The sequence below is a fragment of the Sphingomonas sp. CROZ-RG-20F-R02-07 genome (assembly GCF_022662335.1).
Classification (GTDB): domain Bacteria; phylum Pseudomonadota; class Alphaproteobacteria; order Sphingomonadales; family Sphingomonadaceae; genus Sphingomonas.
This window is the reverse complement of the sequence record NZ_JAKNQJ010000003.1, coordinates 182,540-200,501: the sequence shown is the minus strand read 5'-3', so window position 1 is coordinate 200,501 and position 17,962 is coordinate 182,540. Positions and strand designations below refer to the sequence as shown.

The 17,962-nt window shown below is 67.6% G+C and carries 17 protein-coding genes, 1 tRNA gene and 1 pseudogene; 10 read left to right on the top strand and 9 right to left on the bottom strand.

The window, feature by feature from the left end:
* The first annotated feature begins 16 nt into the window (after positions 1-16).
* Entirely contained in the window at positions 17-847 is an 831-nt protein-coding gene (locus tag L8H00_RS06640) for a TorF family putative porin (RefSeq protein WP_242096461.1), read from the top strand.
* Between the two features lie 30 nt (positions 848-877).
* Here the strand turns inward: L8H00_RS06640 and L8H00_RS06635 are convergent, their stop codons facing one another.
* On the bottom strand, positions 878-1,615 hold the full coding sequence (locus tag L8H00_RS06635; protein ID WP_242096460.1) for a uracil-DNA glycosylase: 738 nt from the start codon (positions 1,613-1,615) through the stop codon (positions 878-880).
* 22 nt (positions 1,616-1,637) lie between these two features.
* Between L8H00_RS06635 and folK the strand changes: the two genes are divergently transcribed.
* The 3 genes and pseudogenes from folK to L8H00_RS06620 all read left to right on the top strand — a co-directional run.
* Positions 1,638-2,144 carry a 2-amino-4-hydroxy-6-hydroxymethyldihydropteridine diphosphokinase gene (gene folK / locus L8H00_RS06630; protein ID WP_242096459.1) on the top strand — a complete coding sequence of 169 codons (507 nt, stop codon included), beginning with the start codon at positions 1,638-1,640 and terminating at the stop codon, positions 2,142-2,144.
* A tRNA-Lys gene (locus L8H00_RS06625) sits at positions 2,135-2,210 on the top strand. The genes folK and L8H00_RS06625 overlap by 10 nt, the downstream gene beginning before the upstream one ends.
* Before the next feature lie 651 nt (positions 2,211-2,861).
* A pseudogene (locus L8H00_RS06620) lies at positions 2,862-3,148 on the top strand (transposase); the annotation flags it as partial.
* A gap of 12 nt (positions 3,149-3,160) precedes the next feature.
* Here L8H00_RS06620 and L8H00_RS06615 read toward each other — a convergent pair.
* Both L8H00_RS06615 and L8H00_RS06610 read right to left on the bottom strand, forming a co-directional pair.
* Complete coding sequence (locus L8H00_RS06615; protein WP_242096458.1) at positions 3,161-3,361, bottom strand: hypothetical protein; 201 nt, start codon at positions 3,359-3,361, stop codon at positions 3,161-3,163.
* Between the two features lie 63 nt (positions 3,362-3,424).
* Positions 3,425-4,174 carry a FadR/GntR family transcriptional regulator gene (locus L8H00_RS06610; RefSeq protein WP_242096457.1) on the bottom strand — a complete coding sequence of 250 codons (750 nt, stop codon included), beginning with the start codon at positions 4,172-4,174 and terminating at the stop codon, positions 3,425-3,427.
* Between the two features lie 411 nt (positions 4,175-4,585).
* On the opposite strand from L8H00_RS06610, the gene L8H00_RS06605 reads away from it, so the two are divergent.
* Together L8H00_RS06605 and L8H00_RS06600 are read left to right on the top strand one after the other, a co-directional pair.
* Positions 4,586-7,384, top strand: coding sequence for a TonB-dependent receptor (locus L8H00_RS06605; RefSeq protein ID WP_242096456.1), 2,799 nt, complete (start codon positions 4,586-4,588; stop codon positions 7,382-7,384).
* A 31-nt stretch (positions 7,385-7,415) separates the two neighbouring features.
* On the top strand, positions 7,416-9,263 hold the full coding sequence (locus L8H00_RS06600) for a beta-L-arabinofuranosidase domain-containing protein (protein WP_242096455.1): 1,848 nt from the start codon (positions 7,416-7,418) through the stop codon (positions 9,261-9,263).
* 508 nt (positions 9,264-9,771) lie between these two features.
* Here L8H00_RS06600 and L8H00_RS06595 read toward each other — a convergent pair.
* Entirely contained in the window at positions 9,772-10,146 is a 375-nt protein-coding gene (locus tag L8H00_RS06595) for a DUF3597 domain-containing protein (RefSeq protein WP_242096454.1), read from the bottom strand.
* A gap of 75 nt (positions 10,147-10,221) precedes the next feature.
* On the opposite strand from L8H00_RS06595, the gene L8H00_RS06590 reads away from it, so the two are divergent.
* Positions 10,222-10,893 carry a phosphatase PAP2 family protein gene (locus tag L8H00_RS06590; RefSeq protein WP_242096453.1) on the top strand — a complete coding sequence of 224 codons (672 nt, stop codon included), beginning with the start codon at positions 10,222-10,224 and terminating at the stop codon, positions 10,891-10,893.
* Here L8H00_RS06590 and L8H00_RS06585 read toward each other — a convergent pair.
* Together L8H00_RS06585 and galE are read right to left on the bottom strand one after the other, a co-directional pair.
* On the bottom strand, positions 10,876-11,703 hold the full coding sequence (locus tag L8H00_RS06585; RefSeq protein WP_242096452.1) for a CoA ester lyase: 828 nt from the start codon (positions 11,701-11,703) through the stop codon (positions 10,876-10,878). The genes L8H00_RS06590 and L8H00_RS06585 overlap by 18 nt on opposite strands.
* Positions 11,700-12,689 carry a UDP-glucose 4-epimerase GalE gene (gene galE, locus L8H00_RS06580; protein ID WP_242096451.1) on the bottom strand — a complete coding sequence of 330 codons (990 nt, stop codon included), beginning with the start codon at positions 12,687-12,689 and terminating at the stop codon, positions 11,700-11,702. The genes L8H00_RS06585 and galE overlap by 4 nt, the downstream gene beginning before the upstream one ends.
* 59 nt (positions 12,690-12,748) lie before the next feature.
* Here galE and msrA point away from each other — a divergent pair, with 59 nt between their 5' ends.
* Positions 12,749-13,303, top strand: a complete 555-nt coding sequence (msrA, locus tag L8H00_RS06575; protein WP_242096450.1) for a peptide-methionine (S)-S-oxide reductase MsrA — start codon at positions 12,749-12,751, stop codon at positions 13,301-13,303.
* Here msrA and L8H00_RS06570 read toward each other — a convergent pair.
* Positions 13,300-14,298, bottom strand: a complete 999-nt coding sequence (locus L8H00_RS06570) for an L-threonylcarbamoyladenylate synthase (RefSeq protein WP_242096449.1) — start codon at positions 14,296-14,298, stop codon at positions 13,300-13,302. The genes msrA and L8H00_RS06570 overlap by 4 nt on opposite strands.
* 49 nt (positions 14,299-14,347) lie before the next feature.
* Here L8H00_RS06570 and L8H00_RS06565 point away from each other — a divergent pair, with 49 nt between their 5' ends.
* Positions 14,348-16,075, top strand: a complete 1,728-nt coding sequence (locus L8H00_RS06565; RefSeq protein ID WP_242096448.1) for an acyl-CoA dehydrogenase — start codon at positions 14,348-14,350, stop codon at positions 16,073-16,075.
* Complete coding sequence (locus tag L8H00_RS06560) at positions 16,072-16,890, top strand: arylamine N-acetyltransferase (RefSeq protein WP_242096447.1); 819 nt, start codon at positions 16,072-16,074, stop codon at positions 16,888-16,890. Before L8H00_RS06565 ends, L8H00_RS06560 begins: the two co-directional genes overlap by 4 nt.
* Here the strand turns inward: L8H00_RS06560 and L8H00_RS06555 are convergent.
* Together L8H00_RS06555 and L8H00_RS06550 are read right to left on the bottom strand one after the other, a co-directional pair.
* Positions 16,887-17,237 carry a GntR family transcriptional regulator gene (locus L8H00_RS06555; RefSeq protein WP_242096446.1) on the bottom strand — a complete coding sequence of 117 codons (351 nt, stop codon included), beginning with the start codon at positions 17,235-17,237 and terminating at the stop codon, positions 16,887-16,889. The two genes, L8H00_RS06560 and L8H00_RS06555, sit on opposite strands and share 4 nt — an antisense overlap.
* Before the next feature lie 38 nt (positions 17,238-17,275).
* Complete coding sequence (locus L8H00_RS06550; RefSeq protein WP_242096445.1) at positions 17,276-17,863, bottom strand: nitroreductase; 588 nt, start codon at positions 17,861-17,863, stop codon at positions 17,276-17,278.
* Positions 17,864-17,962: the final 99 nt, after the last annotated feature.

Here is a 17,962-nt window from a genome sequence, read left to right as displayed (position 1 = left end):
GCCAAGAGGAGGTTCCATGAAATCGTTCGTTATCGCAGCCCTGCTGCTCGGCGTCGCAGCGGCAAGCCCGGCGCTCGCACAGGATTCGTCCGTTCCCCCGGCCTCGCCGGAAACCGCCGCCCCGCCCGCGGCTCCCGCCTCGGATTTCGCCATCACCGGGGCGGTCGACGTGGCCACCCAATATCGCTTCCGCGGCATCTCGCAATCCGACAACCGGCCCGTGATCCAGGGCACCTTCACGATCACGCACAAATCCGGCTTCTACGTCTCCACCTGGGGGTCGAGCGCCAGCGGCAACGACGCGGTCAACATCGGCGGGACCGAGATCGACGTCTATGGCGGCTACAGCCATTCGCTCGGCAAGTCGGGCGTCGTGCTCGACGGCGGCGTCTATGGCTATCTCTATCCCGGCAGCAGGAAGGCCGTCGGGGTGAGCGAAAGCTATTTCGAAATCTATGGCGACGTGAGCAAGGCGTTCGGCCCGATCTCGACCAAGGCGGGGATCAACTGGGCGCCCAACCAGGCCTATTTCAAGGATTTCGCGACCCCCAGCCGCTATGACATCTATGTCTTCGGCGAACTCGGCTTTGCGATTCCGAAAACCCCGATCTCGCTGCACAGCCATCTGGGGCATACCGGGGGGGGGCTCGATTATGCCACGCAGGACTATCTCGATTTCGCCGCGGGCGTTTCGTACAAATGGCGCATGCTGACGTTCGACGTTTCGGCGGTGGGGACGAATCTCAGCCGGTCGGACACGCGGCCCTATGATCTCGCGCTCGGCACGGACGATTTCCACCGTGCGGCCAAGACGGTGGTGGTCGGCACCGTCACCGCGAGCTTCTGATCGCGTCGGCGGGGCGGCGATCCGCCCCGCTCAGTCCTGCTCGGCTGGGGCCTGCTCGGCTGGGGCCTGCTCGGCTGGGGCCTGCTCGGCTGGGGCCTGCTCCGCTCGGCCCTGATCGCGCAATTCGAGCGCGCGCGCGAAGACGGCTTCGAACATCGGCGCGGTCAGCCGCCCGGTGTTCGTGTTGTAGCGCGAGCAGTGATAGCTATCGATCAACACGCGCCCGTCGGGCATCCGGTGCTCCGCCAGATGGCCGAACTTGCATTTGGGCAATCGCCCGCCGAGCACCTTGACGGCGGATTGGTGGGCGATCTGCCCCAGCGCCACGAACACGCGCGCCTGCGGCAGCACCGCCGCCTGCCCCTCCAGGAAGGGGCGGCAGGTGCGGATCTCCTCGGGCGTCGGCTTGTTCTGCGGCGGCAGGCATTTCACCGCGTTGATGATGATCGCCCCGTCGAGTGCCAGATCGTCTTCGGGCGTGGCGGCATAGGTGCCGGTGGCCAGGCCGAACTTGCCGAGCGTGTCGAACAGCAGCTGGCCTGCATAATCGCCGGTGAACGGCCGGCCGGTGCGGTTCGCGCCATGTTTGCCCGGCGCCAGGCCGACGATGCCGAGCCATGCGCCGGGATCGCCGAATGCGTTGACCGGGGCGTTCCACCAATCGGGATATTCGACGCGCAGTTCGTCGCGGAACGCGACGAGGCGCGGGCAGCGCGGGCAATCGCGCGGCGGTTCGGTCTGCGGGATCGGGGAGGGTGCGAATTCCATCGCGGCGCGGTACGACGCCTGTGTGAGCACGACAACCTATGCGATCGGCCTCGGCGGCAATCGCCGGACGCGATATGGCGACCCCGCCGCGACGCTGGCGGCCGCGCTGGACGCGATCGGCGGCATCATGGCGGTGTCGCGGATCCGGAGCACCGCACCGCTCGGCCCCTCGATCCGCCGCTTCGCCAACGCCGCGGTGCTGATCGCAACGGACGAATCGCCCCCCGAACTGCTGGCGCGGCTGAAGCGGATCGAACGCCGGTTCGGGCGCCGTCCGGGGCGGCGCTGGGGGGCGCGGGCGCTCGATCTCGACATCCTGCTGTGGTCGGGCGGGATCTGGGCTGACCCGGGGCTGCGCGTACCGCATGCCGCGCTGCCGATGCGGGCGTTCGTGCTCGCCCCGCTCGCCGAAATCGCGCCGGAGTGGCGCGATCCGACGAGCGGTCTGACGATGCGCCATCTCTCTGCGCGGTTGACCGCCCGCCACCGCAGACCTAGGGCGCGGTGCATCGATGGCGGGGGTCCGTAGCTCAGTCGGTAGAGCAAGCGACTTTTAATCGAGAGGTCCCGGGTTCGAGCCCCGGCGGACCCACCATCGATGATCTGCAGGAGGACCTGCACGGCGTCATACTTGAGATCGAACCGATCCTCCTCGATGATCGGCGCATGGAAGTGGACGAGCTTGTTCCGGGTGCGCTGCAGGAAGTCGACATTAAGCCAGAATGCCTCGTCCCCAGGTATTTGGCGGCCTTGGGCTTCATCTGCTCGAAGTTGATGGTTCGGATCTTGGCCTCCTCCCCGAGCGCCTTCGCTTCGGCATCCGTCGTCGGCAGGTCCTTGGGCTTCGTCACGCCGACGAACCCCTCATGCTTGAGGACCAGGGCCGTCGCCGAAAGCTCGACGGCTATCTGCATGAGGACGGTGACGAGCGTCGTACGGTCGATACCGAAGGTCGCGTTAGAGCCGTCGCCATGAGCTGCGATCTCCTCCGCCGCCCTCTTGAGGAATAGTCCGACATTGTGAAGCATGGCCGCGCTGACCTGGTCGGTCAGAGGTGCGCTTGTGTTGCTTCTATCGATCATCTGCTCCCGTCCACGCCAACTCATGCACTTGCATGCCGCGTCCGGCACAAGTTGGCACCATCGATACTTTAAGCGACCCTGCCCGAGGGTCTTCTTCTTCACCATCGCGCTATCCGCCACCGTCATCTTCTGGCTATGATCAACGAGTCCTGGGCCAGGACACCGGGGTCGATTGGCACTACATCGCGCCGGGCAAGGCTCTCCTGAGCAAAGTCGAGAGGCCGCAACAGAATGGCTTTGTGGAATCGTTTAATGGTCGCTTGCGCGACGAGTGCCTGAACGAGCACCTGTTCCCATCGCTGGCTGTGGCGAGACGGATCATCGAGGCATGGCGGACGGACTACACACCGTGCGTCCGCACAGCAGCCTTGGCGGGTTGGCACCCGCTGAGTTTACGAGCCGCCCTCGCCACGGGCATAAAGACGACGAAGCTAAGTTATCAGCGGCCTGAAAGGGGAACAGGTCAGAGGAACTCCCACGCCGCCCGCCTGTCAGCCTTGTCGACCAACTGCGTCACCGCGAACTTGCTGGTGCGGTCAATGCCAACGAACAGGTATGGCTTGAGGGCGAATTCGCCTACGACAATGGCGACGACACCATCTTTATCGCTAAACCCTGGCCTTTTCAGCAGCCTGTTAAAAGCCATGCCAATGCCGGCAGACATGGAAAGCCTGGTACACGACCGACTTGCCAAACAGGCCCAATCGGTCAACTATAGCGGAGGTGACTATACTCCTACCATTGCGCCCATGCCAAACCAAGTGTCGTCGATGGCTAGCTTGATGAGCACGGTCATGGCCGCCGCTGCCGCGTCGGGATCGCCTCGGGCGATCGCCTCGTAGACCCGGCGGTGATCGGGCAGCGGGTCGCGCGGCAGAGCGCGATCGCGCTGTTTGAACCGGGTGGTCCATTCCACGCCCGCGGCGATGCTCGAGCTCAATGCGATCAGCGCGTCGTTCTGCGATGCGCACAGGATCGCCTCGTGAAATGCCCGGTCCGCTTCCAGGCCGCCATCGGTGGCGAGCGTCAGTCGATCCATCGCCTCGAGCGCATTGCGCATGATCGTCAGATCGTCCTCGCTCCGCCGCTCCGCCGCCAGCCGGGCCGCAAAGGGCTCCACCGCCGAACGTAATTCAAAGAGGCTGCGCAACAGCCGGATGTCCGGAACGCCGGCGAACGCCCAGGCGAGAACGTCGGGGTCGAGGATGTTCCAGCGCTGGCGGGGCAGCACGCGCGTTCCCGTTCGGGGTCGGCTTTCGACCAGTCCCTTGGCGATCAGCCCCTGGATCGCCTCGCGATAGGCGCCGCGCGACACGCCGAGCGCCTCGGCATAGGCCACTTCCCCCGCAAGAATGTCGCCGGGCTTATGTTCGCCCGTCAGGATCGCGCGGCCGAGCATATGGATCACCGCGCCGCGCAGTCGTCTGCCGGACCCGCGTTCTTTCCCTGCTTCCTCGGCTATCGTGCCATTCTTCATGCCGATTTTCTCTCCCGCGCTTGGGGTCCGACGCGCTCACGTTTCGCCTGCGACAACGGTAGTATCGGGATCACCGATCGATCGGACCATTGCGCAGGCGAGCAGCTTTGCCGCCCGTCGGCTCGGCCGCCAACATCTTTTCGTCCGACGTCCCGCCGGAATGCCGGGCCATGTCGCCTTTGGAACCTTTCAACCGTTTTACTCCGAGGATTATATTAATCGCAAGCCTAGGCAAAACTCCCAAATTTCAAGGATATATGGAGTGACTCCGTGAGCCGACCGAAGCCGGCAGCAAGAATGACATCGATAAATTCACCATTACCCCTACAAATGCTTGACATCGCCCGGCCGGTGCCGGAGATTGGGCTCATCGAAAGCGGGCAATGATCCGCACGATCAGGAGAGGGAAAAATGGTGAAAACGTCTCGGCTACTTCGTTCGTCCTCGGTTGCAGGTCTCGCGCTCGCGCTGGCCGGTCCCGCCTTCGCTCAGGACAAGACCGCGACCGGCAACGTGATCCCGTCGGGCGATACGTCGACGCTCCGGACCGATGCGGGCGACGGGTCGTCCCAGAAGACGCAGGCGAGCGACGCCGCCACGCCTTCTGCCGGCGACGCCACGACGGGCGGCGACATCGTGGTCACGGGCCTCCGCCAGAGCCTCGCCAGCGCGCAGAACCTGAAGCGCAACGCGGTGGCGATCGTCGATGCGCTGGTCGCCGAGGACATCGGCAAATTCCCCGACAACAACGCCGCAGAGGCGCTCGCCCGCGTCACCGGCGTTCAGGTCGAACGTTTCCGCGACGAAGCCAACAGCGTCGTCATCCGCGGCCTGCCCAACGTGCAGACCACGCTGCAGGGCCGCGAGATCTTCACCGCCGACGGACGCACCGTGTCGTTCCAGGATTTCCCCGCGCAGTCGCTCGCCAAGCTGGAGGTGTTCAAGAACACCACCGCCGAGAATCTGGAGGGCGGGATCGCCGGCCTCATCAACATCGGCCTGCGCCGCCCGTTCGATTTCAAGGGGTTCGAGCTCGCCGGCTCCGTGCGCGGCACCTACAATGACGAGTCGCACAAATATGATCCCAATGGCAGCCTTCTGATCTCCGATCGCTGGCAGACCGGCATCGGCGAGATCGGCGCGCTGTTGAACGTCTCCTATACCCGCGCGAACTATCTCAACGCGGTCCGCTATCAGGGCTTCCAGGATTATCTGCTGCCCACCCAGACGGTGACCCCGGCGTCGGTCGGACGCAATTTCACCTACCCGCAGGACATCGGCCTCTATTATGCGCGCGGCTATCGCCAGCGGCCGTCGGTCAACGGTTCGCTTCAGTGGCGCCCCACCGACAATCTTGAAATCTATGCCGACGGCCTGTGGCAGGCGTACCGCGGGCGCAGCGGCGACGATTTCTTCGGCATTGCCGTTCAGACGCGCGCGCCCTCGCTCAACAATGTGGTGCTCATTCCCAGCGGCCTGACGCCGGCGAGTTACCAGGCCAATGTCGGGCTGGCGAACGGCCCGTCCAAATGGGTGACGCAGGACCGGTCCGACACCACCCAGGGGGCGATCGGCGCCAAGTGGCACACCGGCATCGCCGAGATCACCACCGATCTGGCCTACACCAAATCGGTCGTGTCGAGCCAGTACAACATGTTCGACACGGTCGTCACGTCGCCGCTTTCGCTCGACGTGCACCTGAACGTGCAGGGCAGCGTCGATTTCACGCCGAGCGGCGTCGATTTCACCCAGCCCTCCGCCTATAATTTCCGCGGGCTCTACGATCAGCGCAGCCGCTCCGCGGGCTCGCAGTGGCAGTCGCTGACCACGTTGAAGCTGGACACGGGCATCACCTTCCTGCCCAAGCTCGATTTCGGTTTCCGCTACGCCAGCCGCGACGCCTCCTCGCAGTCGGGCGATCGCTACGCGTCCTTCCCACAGCTGAACATCCCGATCACCTCGGTGCCCGGGGCAAGTTCGGGCGGGATCATCGCGCCCGGATTCGAGGGTAACGACGTCCAGCAGTTCCACAGCTACTGGCAGTTCTCGACCGACGGGATCGTCAACAATCTGGCCGCGATCCGCCAGTTCGTCCGCCAGGGTCTGGTCGCGTCGGGCGCATCGGCCGCCGCGCAGGCGGTATGGGCGCCGGCGGTGCCCGACTATAATCCGGTCAACTCCTTCGCCGCCACCGAGCGTACGATCGCAAGCTATGCGCAAGGCCATCTGACGTTCGACATCGGCATCCCGATCGAAGGCGTGATCGGTGCGCGGCTGGTCGTCACCAACAACACGCTGCGCGGCACGACATCGTCGACGACGGTGGCGGGCGCGACCACCTTCTCGCCCATCAACACCAAGCAGAGCTATGTCGACATCCTGCCCAACGTCAATTTGCAGGCCAACCTGACCAGCAAGCTGCTCGTCCGTCTCGCCTTCACCAAATCGCTGACGCGCCCCGGCTTCAACCAGATCAATCCCGCGCTGGTGATCCAGCAGGGTACGATCGGCGGCGACATCTCCTATACCGGCAATGGCGGCAACCCGAACCTGCAGCCGATCCGATCGACCAACTACGACGCATCGGTGGAATATTATTTCGGCCGCAGCAGTTCGGTGTCGGTCGCCGGCTTCTACCGCAAGATCAACGGCTTCATCGACGTGTTCGGCACCCGCGAGACCGATCCGACGGTCGGTTCGATCCTCGTCTACCGCCCGCAGAACGCCGGCAGCGGCCAGATCAAGGGCATCGAGGCGGCGTTCTCGACCTTCTTCGACTTCCTGCCCGGCTTCCTCAGCGGCTTCGGCATTCAGGCGAACGGCACCTATATCGACGGCAAGGAAACGCTGCCGTCCGTACCGGGCCTCTCGACCACCGCGGGCGAGATCCCGAACGTGTCGAAGTTCAGCTACAACCTGATCGGCCTGTACGAAAAGGGGCCGGTGTCGGTTCGCCTCGCCTATAACGACCGCTCGCGCTACATCTCGTCCTACACCGCGCCGGGCGTATTCGCGACGGTGTACAACAAGGCGATCAGCCGGCTCGATCTGTCGGCCAGCTACGACATTCTGTCGAACATCACGCTGACGGCGGACGCGACCAATCTTCTGGGCAAGCCTTGGGGAAGCTATGTCGGCGCCCCCATCTATCCGCGGGACGTCCGGTACGAAGGGCGCATCTATTCGGTGGGCGCGCGCTTTCGCTTTTAATATAGAAGACAAAAAGCAGGAAAGGCAGAGGATGACGGATCGGATGACCATGGGGCGCCGCGACGTGCTGGCCGGGATGGGCGGACTGATCGGCGGCGCCGCGCTGGCCGGCCAGGCGGCGGCGGCGGTGACGGCGGCGCCGGCTGCGGGGCGCTCGCTGATGACCGAATGCGGTTATGGCGACGTGACGCTGCTCGACGGTCCGGTGCGCAAGCAGTTCGACCAGACGCTCGCCGCGCTGATCGCGATGGATGACGATGCGCTGTTGCGGCCGTTCCGGGTCGCGGCGGGGCTGCCGGTCGGGCCGAACAAGCTGGGCGGCTGGTATGACGCGGCGGAGGGTTTCGACCCTCCGCGCGACATGCACGGCTTCATCCCCGGCCACAGCTTCGGCCAATATATCTCCGCCCTGTCGCGTGGGTACGCCGTGTCGGGCGACGCGGCGGCCAAGGCCAAGGTCGACCGGCTGATCGCCGGCTTCGCGCCGACGATCACGCCCGATTTCTACAAGGACTATCCGCTTCCCGCCTACACCTACGACAAGACGCTGATGGGTCTGCTCGACGCCTATGCCTTCACCGGCAACCAGCAGGCGTTGAAGCTGATCGGTCCTGCGACCGACGCCGTCCTGCCCTATCTGCCGGGACGGGCGCAGGACCGGCAGCTCGTCAAGGTGCCGCCCGGGCGGAACGCCGCGTTCGGCTGGGACGAGACCTATACGCTGCCGGAGAATTTCTACATCGCGGCCGAGCGCGGCGCGGGCGACCGCTTCCACGGGCTGGCGCGCGCCTATCTGCTCGACGACACCTATTTCAACCCGCTCGCCGACGGGCGCAACGTGCTGCCGGGACGCCATGCCTACAGCCATGTCAACGCGCTCGCCTCGGCGATGCGCGCCTATATGGTCGACGGCGATCCGCGGCACCTCGCGGCGGCGCGCAACGGCCTGCAATTCGTGCTGAACCAGAGCTGGGCGACGGGCGGCTGGGGGCCGAACGAGAGCTTCGTCGAACCCGGCTCGGGCGGCCTTGGCAACAGCCTGACCACCACCCATAGCAGCTTCGAGGCGCCGTGCGGCACGTACGGCCATTTCAAGGTCGCACGCTATCTGATGCGGGCGACCGGCGACAGCCGCTACGGCGACGCCATGGAAAAGCTGATGTACAACGCCAGCCTCGGCGCGCTCCCGCTCCGCCCCGATGGCTCGGCCTATTATTATGCCGATTACAGCGAGATCGGGGCCAAATCCTATTTCGAATATAATTGCCCCTGCTGTTCGGGGTCGATCGGCCAGCTGGCGGCGGACTACGGCCCCAGCGCCTATCTGCGCGACGACAAGGGCGTGTTCGTCAACCTCTACATCCCGTCGCGCGTCGTCTGGCGCCGCGATGGCGCGCCCGCGCTGACGCTGACGCAGCAGGGCGGCTATCCGCTCGGTTCCGACATCGCGATGGCGGTCGAGGCGCCGCGCCCGGTGAAGATGGCGCTGCGGCTGCGCATTCCCGCCTGGGCGGGACCGCAGACGCGGCTGCTGGTCAACGGCCGTGCGGTGGGCGGCGTCGCGCCGGGCCGGTTCGCGGTGGTGGCACGCGAGTGGCGCAACGGCGACAAGGTCGCGTTGTCAATTGACCGCCCGCTGAGGCTGGAACCCGTCGACGCGCAGCATCCCGCCCGTGTTGCAGCCATGCAGGGCCCGCTGGCACTCTTCGCAATGGGTGATCGCTTCGTCCCCCTCACCTCCGCCCAGTTGCTATCGCTTAAACAGACCGCACCTGGAGCCGCAGAATGGACGCTGGCCGCGGATGTCGGCCGCCTGAGGTTCTATCCCTCGTCTGCGATCGGGACGGAGCCGACGCGGCTCTATCAGTTTTTGATCTGACATTGCTGATGCGAGGCTGACGAAACCGATGTAGGAATCGGCGGTTTTGTCATAGCGGGTGGCGACGCGCCGACACGTGCACGCTCTGCGAAGCGCCGCTGAAATGGATGTGGACATGGGGCGTCGACGTCTCCGAAACCTGCCAGCGCATCGTGCCGCCGTCAGAGGAGGCTGCGCTGGCGGCGGAGCTACGGGCGCCCTACCGCACGTTCGGCCGACTGGTCTCGCCGGTCGCCGGGATGCGCGCCGAAGCCCGGGCCGGGCTTCCGGAGCATCTCCGGGCGACTCCGTATGAGGTGCTGCTTCGTCTAAGCTCATTGAGATCGGCATGATCCCGGATCGCCCATGGTTGCCTTTCCAGCCGAAGTCGGCATCGAAACCCGCCCTTCCATCCGGAACGGAAACTCGAGCCTCTGCGTCTTGAAGGACCGCTAGCGACCGGGATCTACACCAAAACTCGCGCAAAACCGTAAGTTGCAATTCTATCTTGGGCCAGTGCGATCGTGCGTCACTTGCCCGTGCGGATGCGGTTCATCACCGCTTCGTGGAGCCAGGTGTTCATCTCGGCCGAACCGTCCTTTTCGCCCGTATAACCGAGTTCGGTGGCGAGCTGTTCGCGGTTGGCGAGGCTCGAATCGAGGCCGAGCAGCTTCATCAGATCGACGATCGACGTCTGCCAATTGAGGTCCGGATCGCCCTTGGCATGCGCGATCTTGGCGAGGGCGGCGTCAGCGTCCACCGTCTCGGGTGCGGCGGCCGGCGCCGGAGCTGGCGCAGCTTCCTGGGCGGGGGCGGCTTGGGCGGGGGCTGCCGGGGCGGGCTCGGGAGCGGCGACCGCGGGGTGACCGAAGATGGCGTCCTTGATCGAACCGAAGATGCTCATGCCATTGTCCTTGTTGTGGTGCGGCGCCAACGTACCGCGCGGCGTTTCGGGTTCGTGGCGTTGAAGGGAGATGCGATGACGCGAGGCGAGCGGGCGACAGGGGTGGACGGGCTGCGCGGCCGCGCTGTGTTGTCCATGGGCGGCGGCGTCGCCATCGGGGCGGCCGCGGTCGCGGCGCTGCTGATCGTCGGGCGCTGGCTCGTCACGGGTGTGGCGATGGGCGTCGATACCGCCATTCTGGCCGGCATTCGCCGCGCGGATGCGGGCGGCCGATGGCTGGGCGTGGTGACGGACGTTACCGCGCTTGGCAGCGGGCCGGTGCTGACGCTGCTCGTCGCGATCGTGGCGGGGTGGCTGCTCGCCCGGCGACACTGGCGCGATGCGATCCTGCTGGCGGGGGCGAGCGCCAGCGCAGGGCAGGCGGTGAACATCGTGAAGGCGATCGTCGCACGGGCGCGTCCCGAGGTCGTGCCGCACTGGATCCTCGTCGGCAATTACAGCTATCCCAGCGCGCATTCGGCCGACAGCGCGGCGGTGGCGTCGCTCGTCGCGCTGCTGGCGATGCGGGCGCAGCCGCCGGGGGCGGGGCGGACCTATGTCGCCGTGGCGGCGGTGCTGCTCGTCGGGCTGATCGGGTTCAGCCGCGTCTATCTCGCGGTCCACTGGCCGACCGACGTGCTCGCCGGCTGGAGCTTCGGCACCGTCTGGGCGCTCGGCTGGTGGCGGGCGCTAGGCGCGCGCGAGTAACGTCTGCGCGGCCTTCAGGTGCGGCGCATCGACCATCCGCCCGTCGAGCTGAAGCGCGCCCGCGCCGGGGTTGGCGGCGAACAGGTCGACGATCCGCCGGGCCGCGGCGATGGCTGCCGCGTCGGGCGTGAAGGCGGCGTTGATGACCGGCAGTTGCGCCGGGTGGATCGCCATCATGCCGGTGAACCCGTCGCGCGCGCCGCGCGCGGCATAAGCGGCGAGCCCGTCGCGGTCGCGGAAATCGGGATAGACCGTCTCGATCGCCGGCACGCCGGCGGCATGCGCGCCGAACAGCGTGAGCGCGCGCGCAAGCCGGTAAGGTTCGGTATAGCTCCCGTCCGGCTCGCGCGACGTGGCCGCGCCGATCGCCGCGGGCAGGTCTTCGGCGCCCCAGGTCAGCCCGGCCAGCCGCGGCGTGACGCCGCCATAGCTGCCGAGCGCGAAGATCGCGGCCGGGGTTTCGGTCGCGATCGGCAGGATACGGATCGCGCCCTCCAGCTTCGCGTCGAGCGCGGCGAGGCTCGCTGCCCCCTCCGCCTTGGGCAGCACGATGCCGTCGGGGTGGCCGGGCAGCACCGCGGCGAGATCGTCGTCCGCCAGCCCCGAATCGAGCGGGTTGATGCGGACGAACAGCGGCACCGTCCGTGGCTGGGCGAGGAACGCGGCGACATGGCCCCGCGCCGCCACCTTGGCCGCGGGCGCGACCGCGTCCTCCAGATCGAGGATCAGCGCGCCCACATCGAACGCGGCGGCCTTCGCCATCCGTTCGGGCCGGTCGCCGGGGACGAAGAGCAGCGAGCGCAGCCTCATGGCTGCCGATCAGCGAGCGCGCGCTCCCAGGCGAGCGCATCGCGGACGATGCCGTCGAGATCGGCGCGCGCGGGCTGCCAGTCGAGCGTCGCCAGGATCGCGGCATTGTCCGCGATCAGCATCGGCGGATCGCCCGCGCGGCGCCCCTCGAAGCGGCGGTCGATCCGCATGTTCGTCACGCGGTCCACCGCGTCGAGCACCTCGAGCACCGAAAAGCCGCGGCCATAGCCGGCGTTGAGCACATGGCTGCGCGTCGGCTCCGCCGCCAACCGGTCTAGCGCGGCGACATGCGCCGCCGCCAGATCGCTCACATGAATGTAATCGCGCACCCCGGTGCCGTCGGGCGTGGCGAAATCGGTGCCGTAGACGCCGACATGGCCACGCTTGCCGGTGGCGGCCTCGACCGCGATCTTGATGAGGTGGGTCGCGCCGACGGTCGACTGGCCGCTGCGCCCCGCCGGATCGGCGCCCGCCACGTTGAAATAGCGCAGCGCCGCATAGTTGATCGGGTGTGCCGCCGCCACGTCGCGCAGCATCGCCTCGGTCATCAGCTTCGACATGCCATAGGGGTTGATCGGCACGGTCGGGTCGCCCTCAGCCACGGGCACGCGTTCGGGCGTGCCATAGGTCGCGGCGGTGGAGGAAAAGATGAAGTGCGGCACGCGCTCCACCACCGCGCTCTCGATCAGCGCGCGGCTGGCGGCGGTGTTGTTGCGATAATATTTGAGCGGATCGGCCACGCTTTCGGGCACCACCACGGAGCCGGCGAAATGCATGATCGCCTCGACGCCGTGGTCGCGGATCGCGGCGCGCACCCGGTCGTCATCGGCGACGTTCGCCTCCACCAACGCGGCGCGCGGATCGACCGCCCAGGCGAAGCCCGTCACGAGATTGTCGACCACCACCACCGCATGCCCGGCATCGAGCAGCGCCAGCACCGCATGGCTGCCGATATAGCCCGCACCGCCCGTTACCATCACCCGCATGCATCGCTCCTCTTTGTGCTCGGTTAGCGGCTTCCTATCTTGGGCGAAAGGAGACGGACATGACGGATGTTGTAATGCTGGCGGGCGGGTGTTTCTGGTGCACCGAGGCGGTGTTCAAGGATGTGATCGGCGTGGAGTCGGTCGAAAGCGGCTATATCGGGGGGCATGTCGCCGACCCGACCTATCGCGCGGTGTGCGGCGGCGATACCGGCCATGCCGAGGCGATCCGGATCGGCTTCGATCCCGAGCGGCTGGCGCTGGGCGACCTGCTCGACATCTTCTTTGCGACGCACGATCCGACGCAGCTCAACCGGCAGGGCAACGATGTCGGTACGCAATATCGTTCGGCGATGTTCCCCAAGGACGCGGAACAGGCCGCCAAGATGGAAGCCGCGAAGGCGCGCGCGCAGGTTGACTCGGCCAAGCCTATCGTCACCACGATCGAGACGCCCACGGATGCGATCGGCGCCACCTGGTATCCGGCCGAAGGCTATCACCAGGATTATTGGGAGACGTCGGGGCGCTCCAATCCCTATTGCATGGCGGTGATCCCGCCCAAGCTGCAGAAGCTGCGCAAGAGCTTTGCAGAACGCTCGCGGGCGGTGACCGCCTAACGGTGCGCGGCGCGGCGCAGGCGATCCGCGATCGCCGCGCCGATACCCTCGGGCGGGATCGGCGCCACCGCGATCCGCGTGCCCGGTGCGGCATCGGCGCGGTGGAGCGCGGCGAAGAGATTGGCCGCGGCGGTGACGGGGTCGTCGCCGAGGCTCTCGTCGCCGGGGAGCGGGCCATAGCCGATGAACCACTCGCCGGGTTGGGCGGTGGTGGCATCCAGACGGAGCGGCTTGCGCGGCGCATAATGGCTGTCGAGCTGGCCGGGCGCGTTGACGACCCTGTTCCCCGGCGAAGGTCGGGGCCCGGTTGGGGGGGCGCCCTGATATGCGCTGTGCGCGGTCGCGGGAGCCGTCCCCGCTGGGCCCCGGCCTTCGCCGGGGAACAGGATCTGGAGATCGGCCGCCGTCACTGGCCCCGGACGCAGGATTTCGCGCCCCGCCACGATCGTCGACTCCAGCCCCGCCGCACAGGCGCCGTCGTCGATCACAAGCGGCACCGCGTCGCCGAGGCTCGCGACGACATGTGCGGCGGTCGTCGGGCTGATGCCGCCGCTGGCGTTGGCCGATGGTGCGGCGAGCGGCCGACCGCTCGTGGCGATCAGGTCGCGCATCGCCCGTCCCGAGGGCACGCGCACCGCGATCGTGGCGAGCCCCGCCGTGACCAGCGCGGCGATCCCGGCATCGGCGCGCAGCGGCAGCACCAGCGTGAGCGGTCCCGGCCAGAAGGCGTCGGCGAGTGCGGCGGCATCGGCATCGAAGACCGCGATCCGATCGGCGGCGGCGCGGTCGAGCACATGGACGATTAGCGGGTTGAAGCGCGGCCGGCCTTTGGCCGCATAGATCCGCGCGACCGCCTTCGAATCGGTCGCGTCCGCGACCAGGCCATAGACGGTTTCGGTCGGCACCCCGACGATTCCCCCGGCGCGGATCGCGGCGGCGGCGGCCGCGATGGCGGCCGTGCCGTAAGGGAGAATTCGGGGGTTTGGAGGCGCCATGATGCGCCGCTATAGCCCCGCCATAAGCGAGAGATAAGAGGACGCGACGATGGCTTTCACCCCCCCGACGCAGGAACAGCGTTTCGTACTCGATCAGGTGGTGCGGATCGGCGAACTGGCCGAGACGCCGCGCTTTGCGGCGGCGAGCGACGACGTGGTCGATGCGGTGCTCGACGGCGTCGGCCAGTTCGCGGCGGGCGAATGGGCGCCGCTCAACCGGATCGGCGACACCGTGGGGGCGAAATGGACGCCGGACGGCGTGGTGATGCCCGACGGGTTCGGCGCGGCGTACCGCGATTATGTCGAGGGCGGCTGGGGCACGATCGGCGTGGCCGAAGAGTTCGGCGGGCAGGGGTTGCCGTTCGCGATCCAGACCGCGGTGCTCGACACGCTCGGCTCCGCGAACATGGGTTTCGCGCTCTGCCCCACGCTGACGGTGGGCGCGATCGAGGCGCTGGCGCATCACGGCAGCCCCGAGCAGCAGGCGCTCTATCTGCCGCATCTGGCCACCGGCGAATGGACCGGCACGATGAACCTAACCGAGCCGCAGGCGGGCAGCGATGTCGGCGCGCTCCGCGCCACGGCCAAGCCGCTCGGTGACGGCAAATGGGCGATCAAGGGCACCAAGATCTATATCTCGTTCGGCGATCACGACATGGCGGCGAACATCGTCCACCTCGTCCTCGCGCGCACCCCGGACGCGCCGCCGGGCACGCGCGGCATCTCGCTGTTCCTCGTGCCCAAATACCGGCTGGCCGAGGATGGTACGCCGGGCGACTTCAACGACGTGCGCGTCGTGTCGATCGAGCACAAGATGGGGCTGCACGCCTCGCCCACCTGCGTCTTGAGCTTCGGCGATCACGACGATTGCATCGGCGAGCTGATCGGGGCGGAACATGCCGGGATGCGCGCGATGTTCACGATGATGAACAACGCCCGGCTGAACGTCGGCCTGCAGGGCGTGCAGGTGGCCGAGGGCGCGACCCAGGCCGCGGTCGCCTATGCGCTGGATCGGGTGCAGTCGGCGCGCGCGGGATCGCCCGACAAGGCGTCGGTCGCGATCGTCCAGCATCCCGACGTACGGCGCATGCTGATGCGGATGAAGGCGCAGACCCAGGCCGCGCGCGCCTTGGTCTATTATGCCGCGGGCCAGGTGGATCGCGCGGGGCTGGGCGATGCCGAAGCACGCGGTCGGCTCGAGCTGGTGACGCCGCTCGCCAAGGCGCATGGCACCGATATCGGCAACGAAGTGGCCAGCATCGGCATCCAGGTCCATGGCGGCATGGGCTATGTCGAGGAGACGGGCGCGGCGCAGTATTTCCGCGATGCGCGGATCACCCCCATTTACGAGGGCACCAACGGCATCCAGGCGGCCGATCTGGTCGGGCGCAAGCTTGGGCTGGACAATGGCGGCGTGTTCGCGCGGCTGATCGCCGACATTCGCGCGGAGGCGCGCGACGCGCGGCTGCGCGCGCTGGTCGATGCGTGCGAGGATGTCGGCCGGCGGCTCGCGACGGCGGATGCGGACGACCGGCTGGCGGCGAGCTATCCCTTCCTCACGATGCTGTCGGTCGCGACCTGCGGCTGGCTGATGGAGCGACAGGGCCGCGCCGTCGTCGAGAATGGGGCAGGGGACGATGCGTTCGCGCGGATGAAGGCGGCGGCGGTGCGTTTCTATCTCGAACAGATCGTGCCCGAGGCGATGGGGTTGCTCGCCGCCGCCACTGCGAGCGCGGAGACGCTCTACGCCGTGGAGCCGGAGATGTTCGCGGCATGAGCTTCGACGTCGGCGCGTATTTCGCGCGGATCGGCATGCCGGCGCGGCCGACGCCCGATGCGGCCGGGCTCCAGCGGCTGCAGCAGGCGCACCGGCTGGCGATCCCGTTCGAAAATCTGGACGTGCGGCTCGGGCGGGTCATCGCGATCGACAGCGCGAGCGTGTTCGCCAAGCTGGTGACCGCGCGGCGCGGCGGTTACTGCTTCGAGCAGAACCGGCTGTTCCTCGATGCGCTCGACGCGCTGGGCTTCGTCGCGCGGCCGCTGCTCGCCCGCGTCTGGCTGGGGGCGACCGGCGTGCCGCCGCTGACGCACACGCTGGCGCTGGTCACGATCGACGGACAGAACTGGATTGCGGATGCGGGCTTCGGCGGCAGCTATGCACCGGTGATGCCGCTGGCGGACGGCGCCGAGACGTTGGCGCCCGATGGCGCGCGCTTCGTGCTCACCAGCAGCGAGGACGGCTGGATGCTCGCGCGCGAGGGCGATCCGCTCACCACCGACGGCCGCGACACGGGCGCGGGGCTGCGCGCGCAATATAGCTTCACGCTGGCGAACGTCGAACCGGCGGACCTGATGCTCAGCAACCACTGGACATCGACCGCGCCCGACAGCCGCTTTCGCAACCATGCGATCGTCAGCATCGTGCTGCCGCGCGGCTTCGCCACGCTGACCGACCGGCTGTATCGCCGCCGATCGGGCGAGGAGGCGACGAGCGGCGAGGTCGCCGATCCGCGCATCTATCGCATGCGGCTCAGCCTGATGTTCGGCATCGATCTGGACGTGGACGAAGTGGCCACGCTCGGGCTGTTCTAGGCGCGTTCGAGCAGATCGCCCGCGTCGAGGCCCAGTAGCGCGATATGGTCGCGGATGCGGGGCCAGTGGACGCCCACGAACGTCTCGCGTTCGGCGATGCGCAGCCGTTCGGCCGCCCCGGGCAGCACGAACATGCCGACACCGCGGCGCACCTCGACATAGCCGTCGTCCTGGAAGCTCTGATACGCCTTGGCGACGGTCAGCGGGTTGGCGCCATGTTCGGCGGCGAAGGCGCGGACCGAGGGAAGCTGGTCGCCCGCGCCGTAATCGCCGCGCAGGATGCCGGCGGCGATCGTGCCGCGCAGGCGGATATAGACGGGGCTGTCGTCGCTGTTGAGCGCTGTCATGCTGCGTTAATACAGCAAAGGGGCGGCGGCGTCGAGTCTCACGAGCCCCGGCCCTCCGCCCAGACGCTGGCGATCGCCGCCATGTCGGGCCGGGGGCGTTCGTCGAGCGGGCGCGAGGGGGTGCCGAGGAAGACGAAACCGGCGATCCGCTCGGGCGCCTGGCCAAACGCGTCGCGCACCGTCTCGCTGAACGCCGGCCAGCCGGTGAGCCAGCCGCCGGCGAAGCCCAGCGCATGCGCGGCGTGGAGCAGGTTCATGCAGGCCGCCCCGGCGGACAATTCCTGCTCCCAGACCGGGATCTTGCTGGGTTTGGGCGACGACAACACCACGACGAGCGCGGGCGCCTGGTGCGCGAACTGGGCGAGCCCCTCCAGCTCGGCGGCCTGCGCACCCGGCCGCTCGGCGCGAAAGGCCTCGGCCAGCACGCCCGCCAGCGCCGCGCGCGCTTCCAGTGGCACGACCACGAAGCGCCAGGGCGCGAGCTTGCCATGATCCGGGGTGCGCGCGGCGATCGTCAGGATCGTCGCGAGCTGATCGGGGACGGGCCCGGGGGCCACGAGGTCGCGCGGCTTGCCCGATCGGCGGGTGGCGAGCAGCGAAAGCGGGGTGGAGGCGTCGTTCAGCATCGTCGCGACAGATAGGCGTGGCCCCCGCATATTTACAGGGCGCGCTTTGCCGCTACGCTGGCGCCGATATCCGCGTATGCCGGCAGTCGGCGACGATAT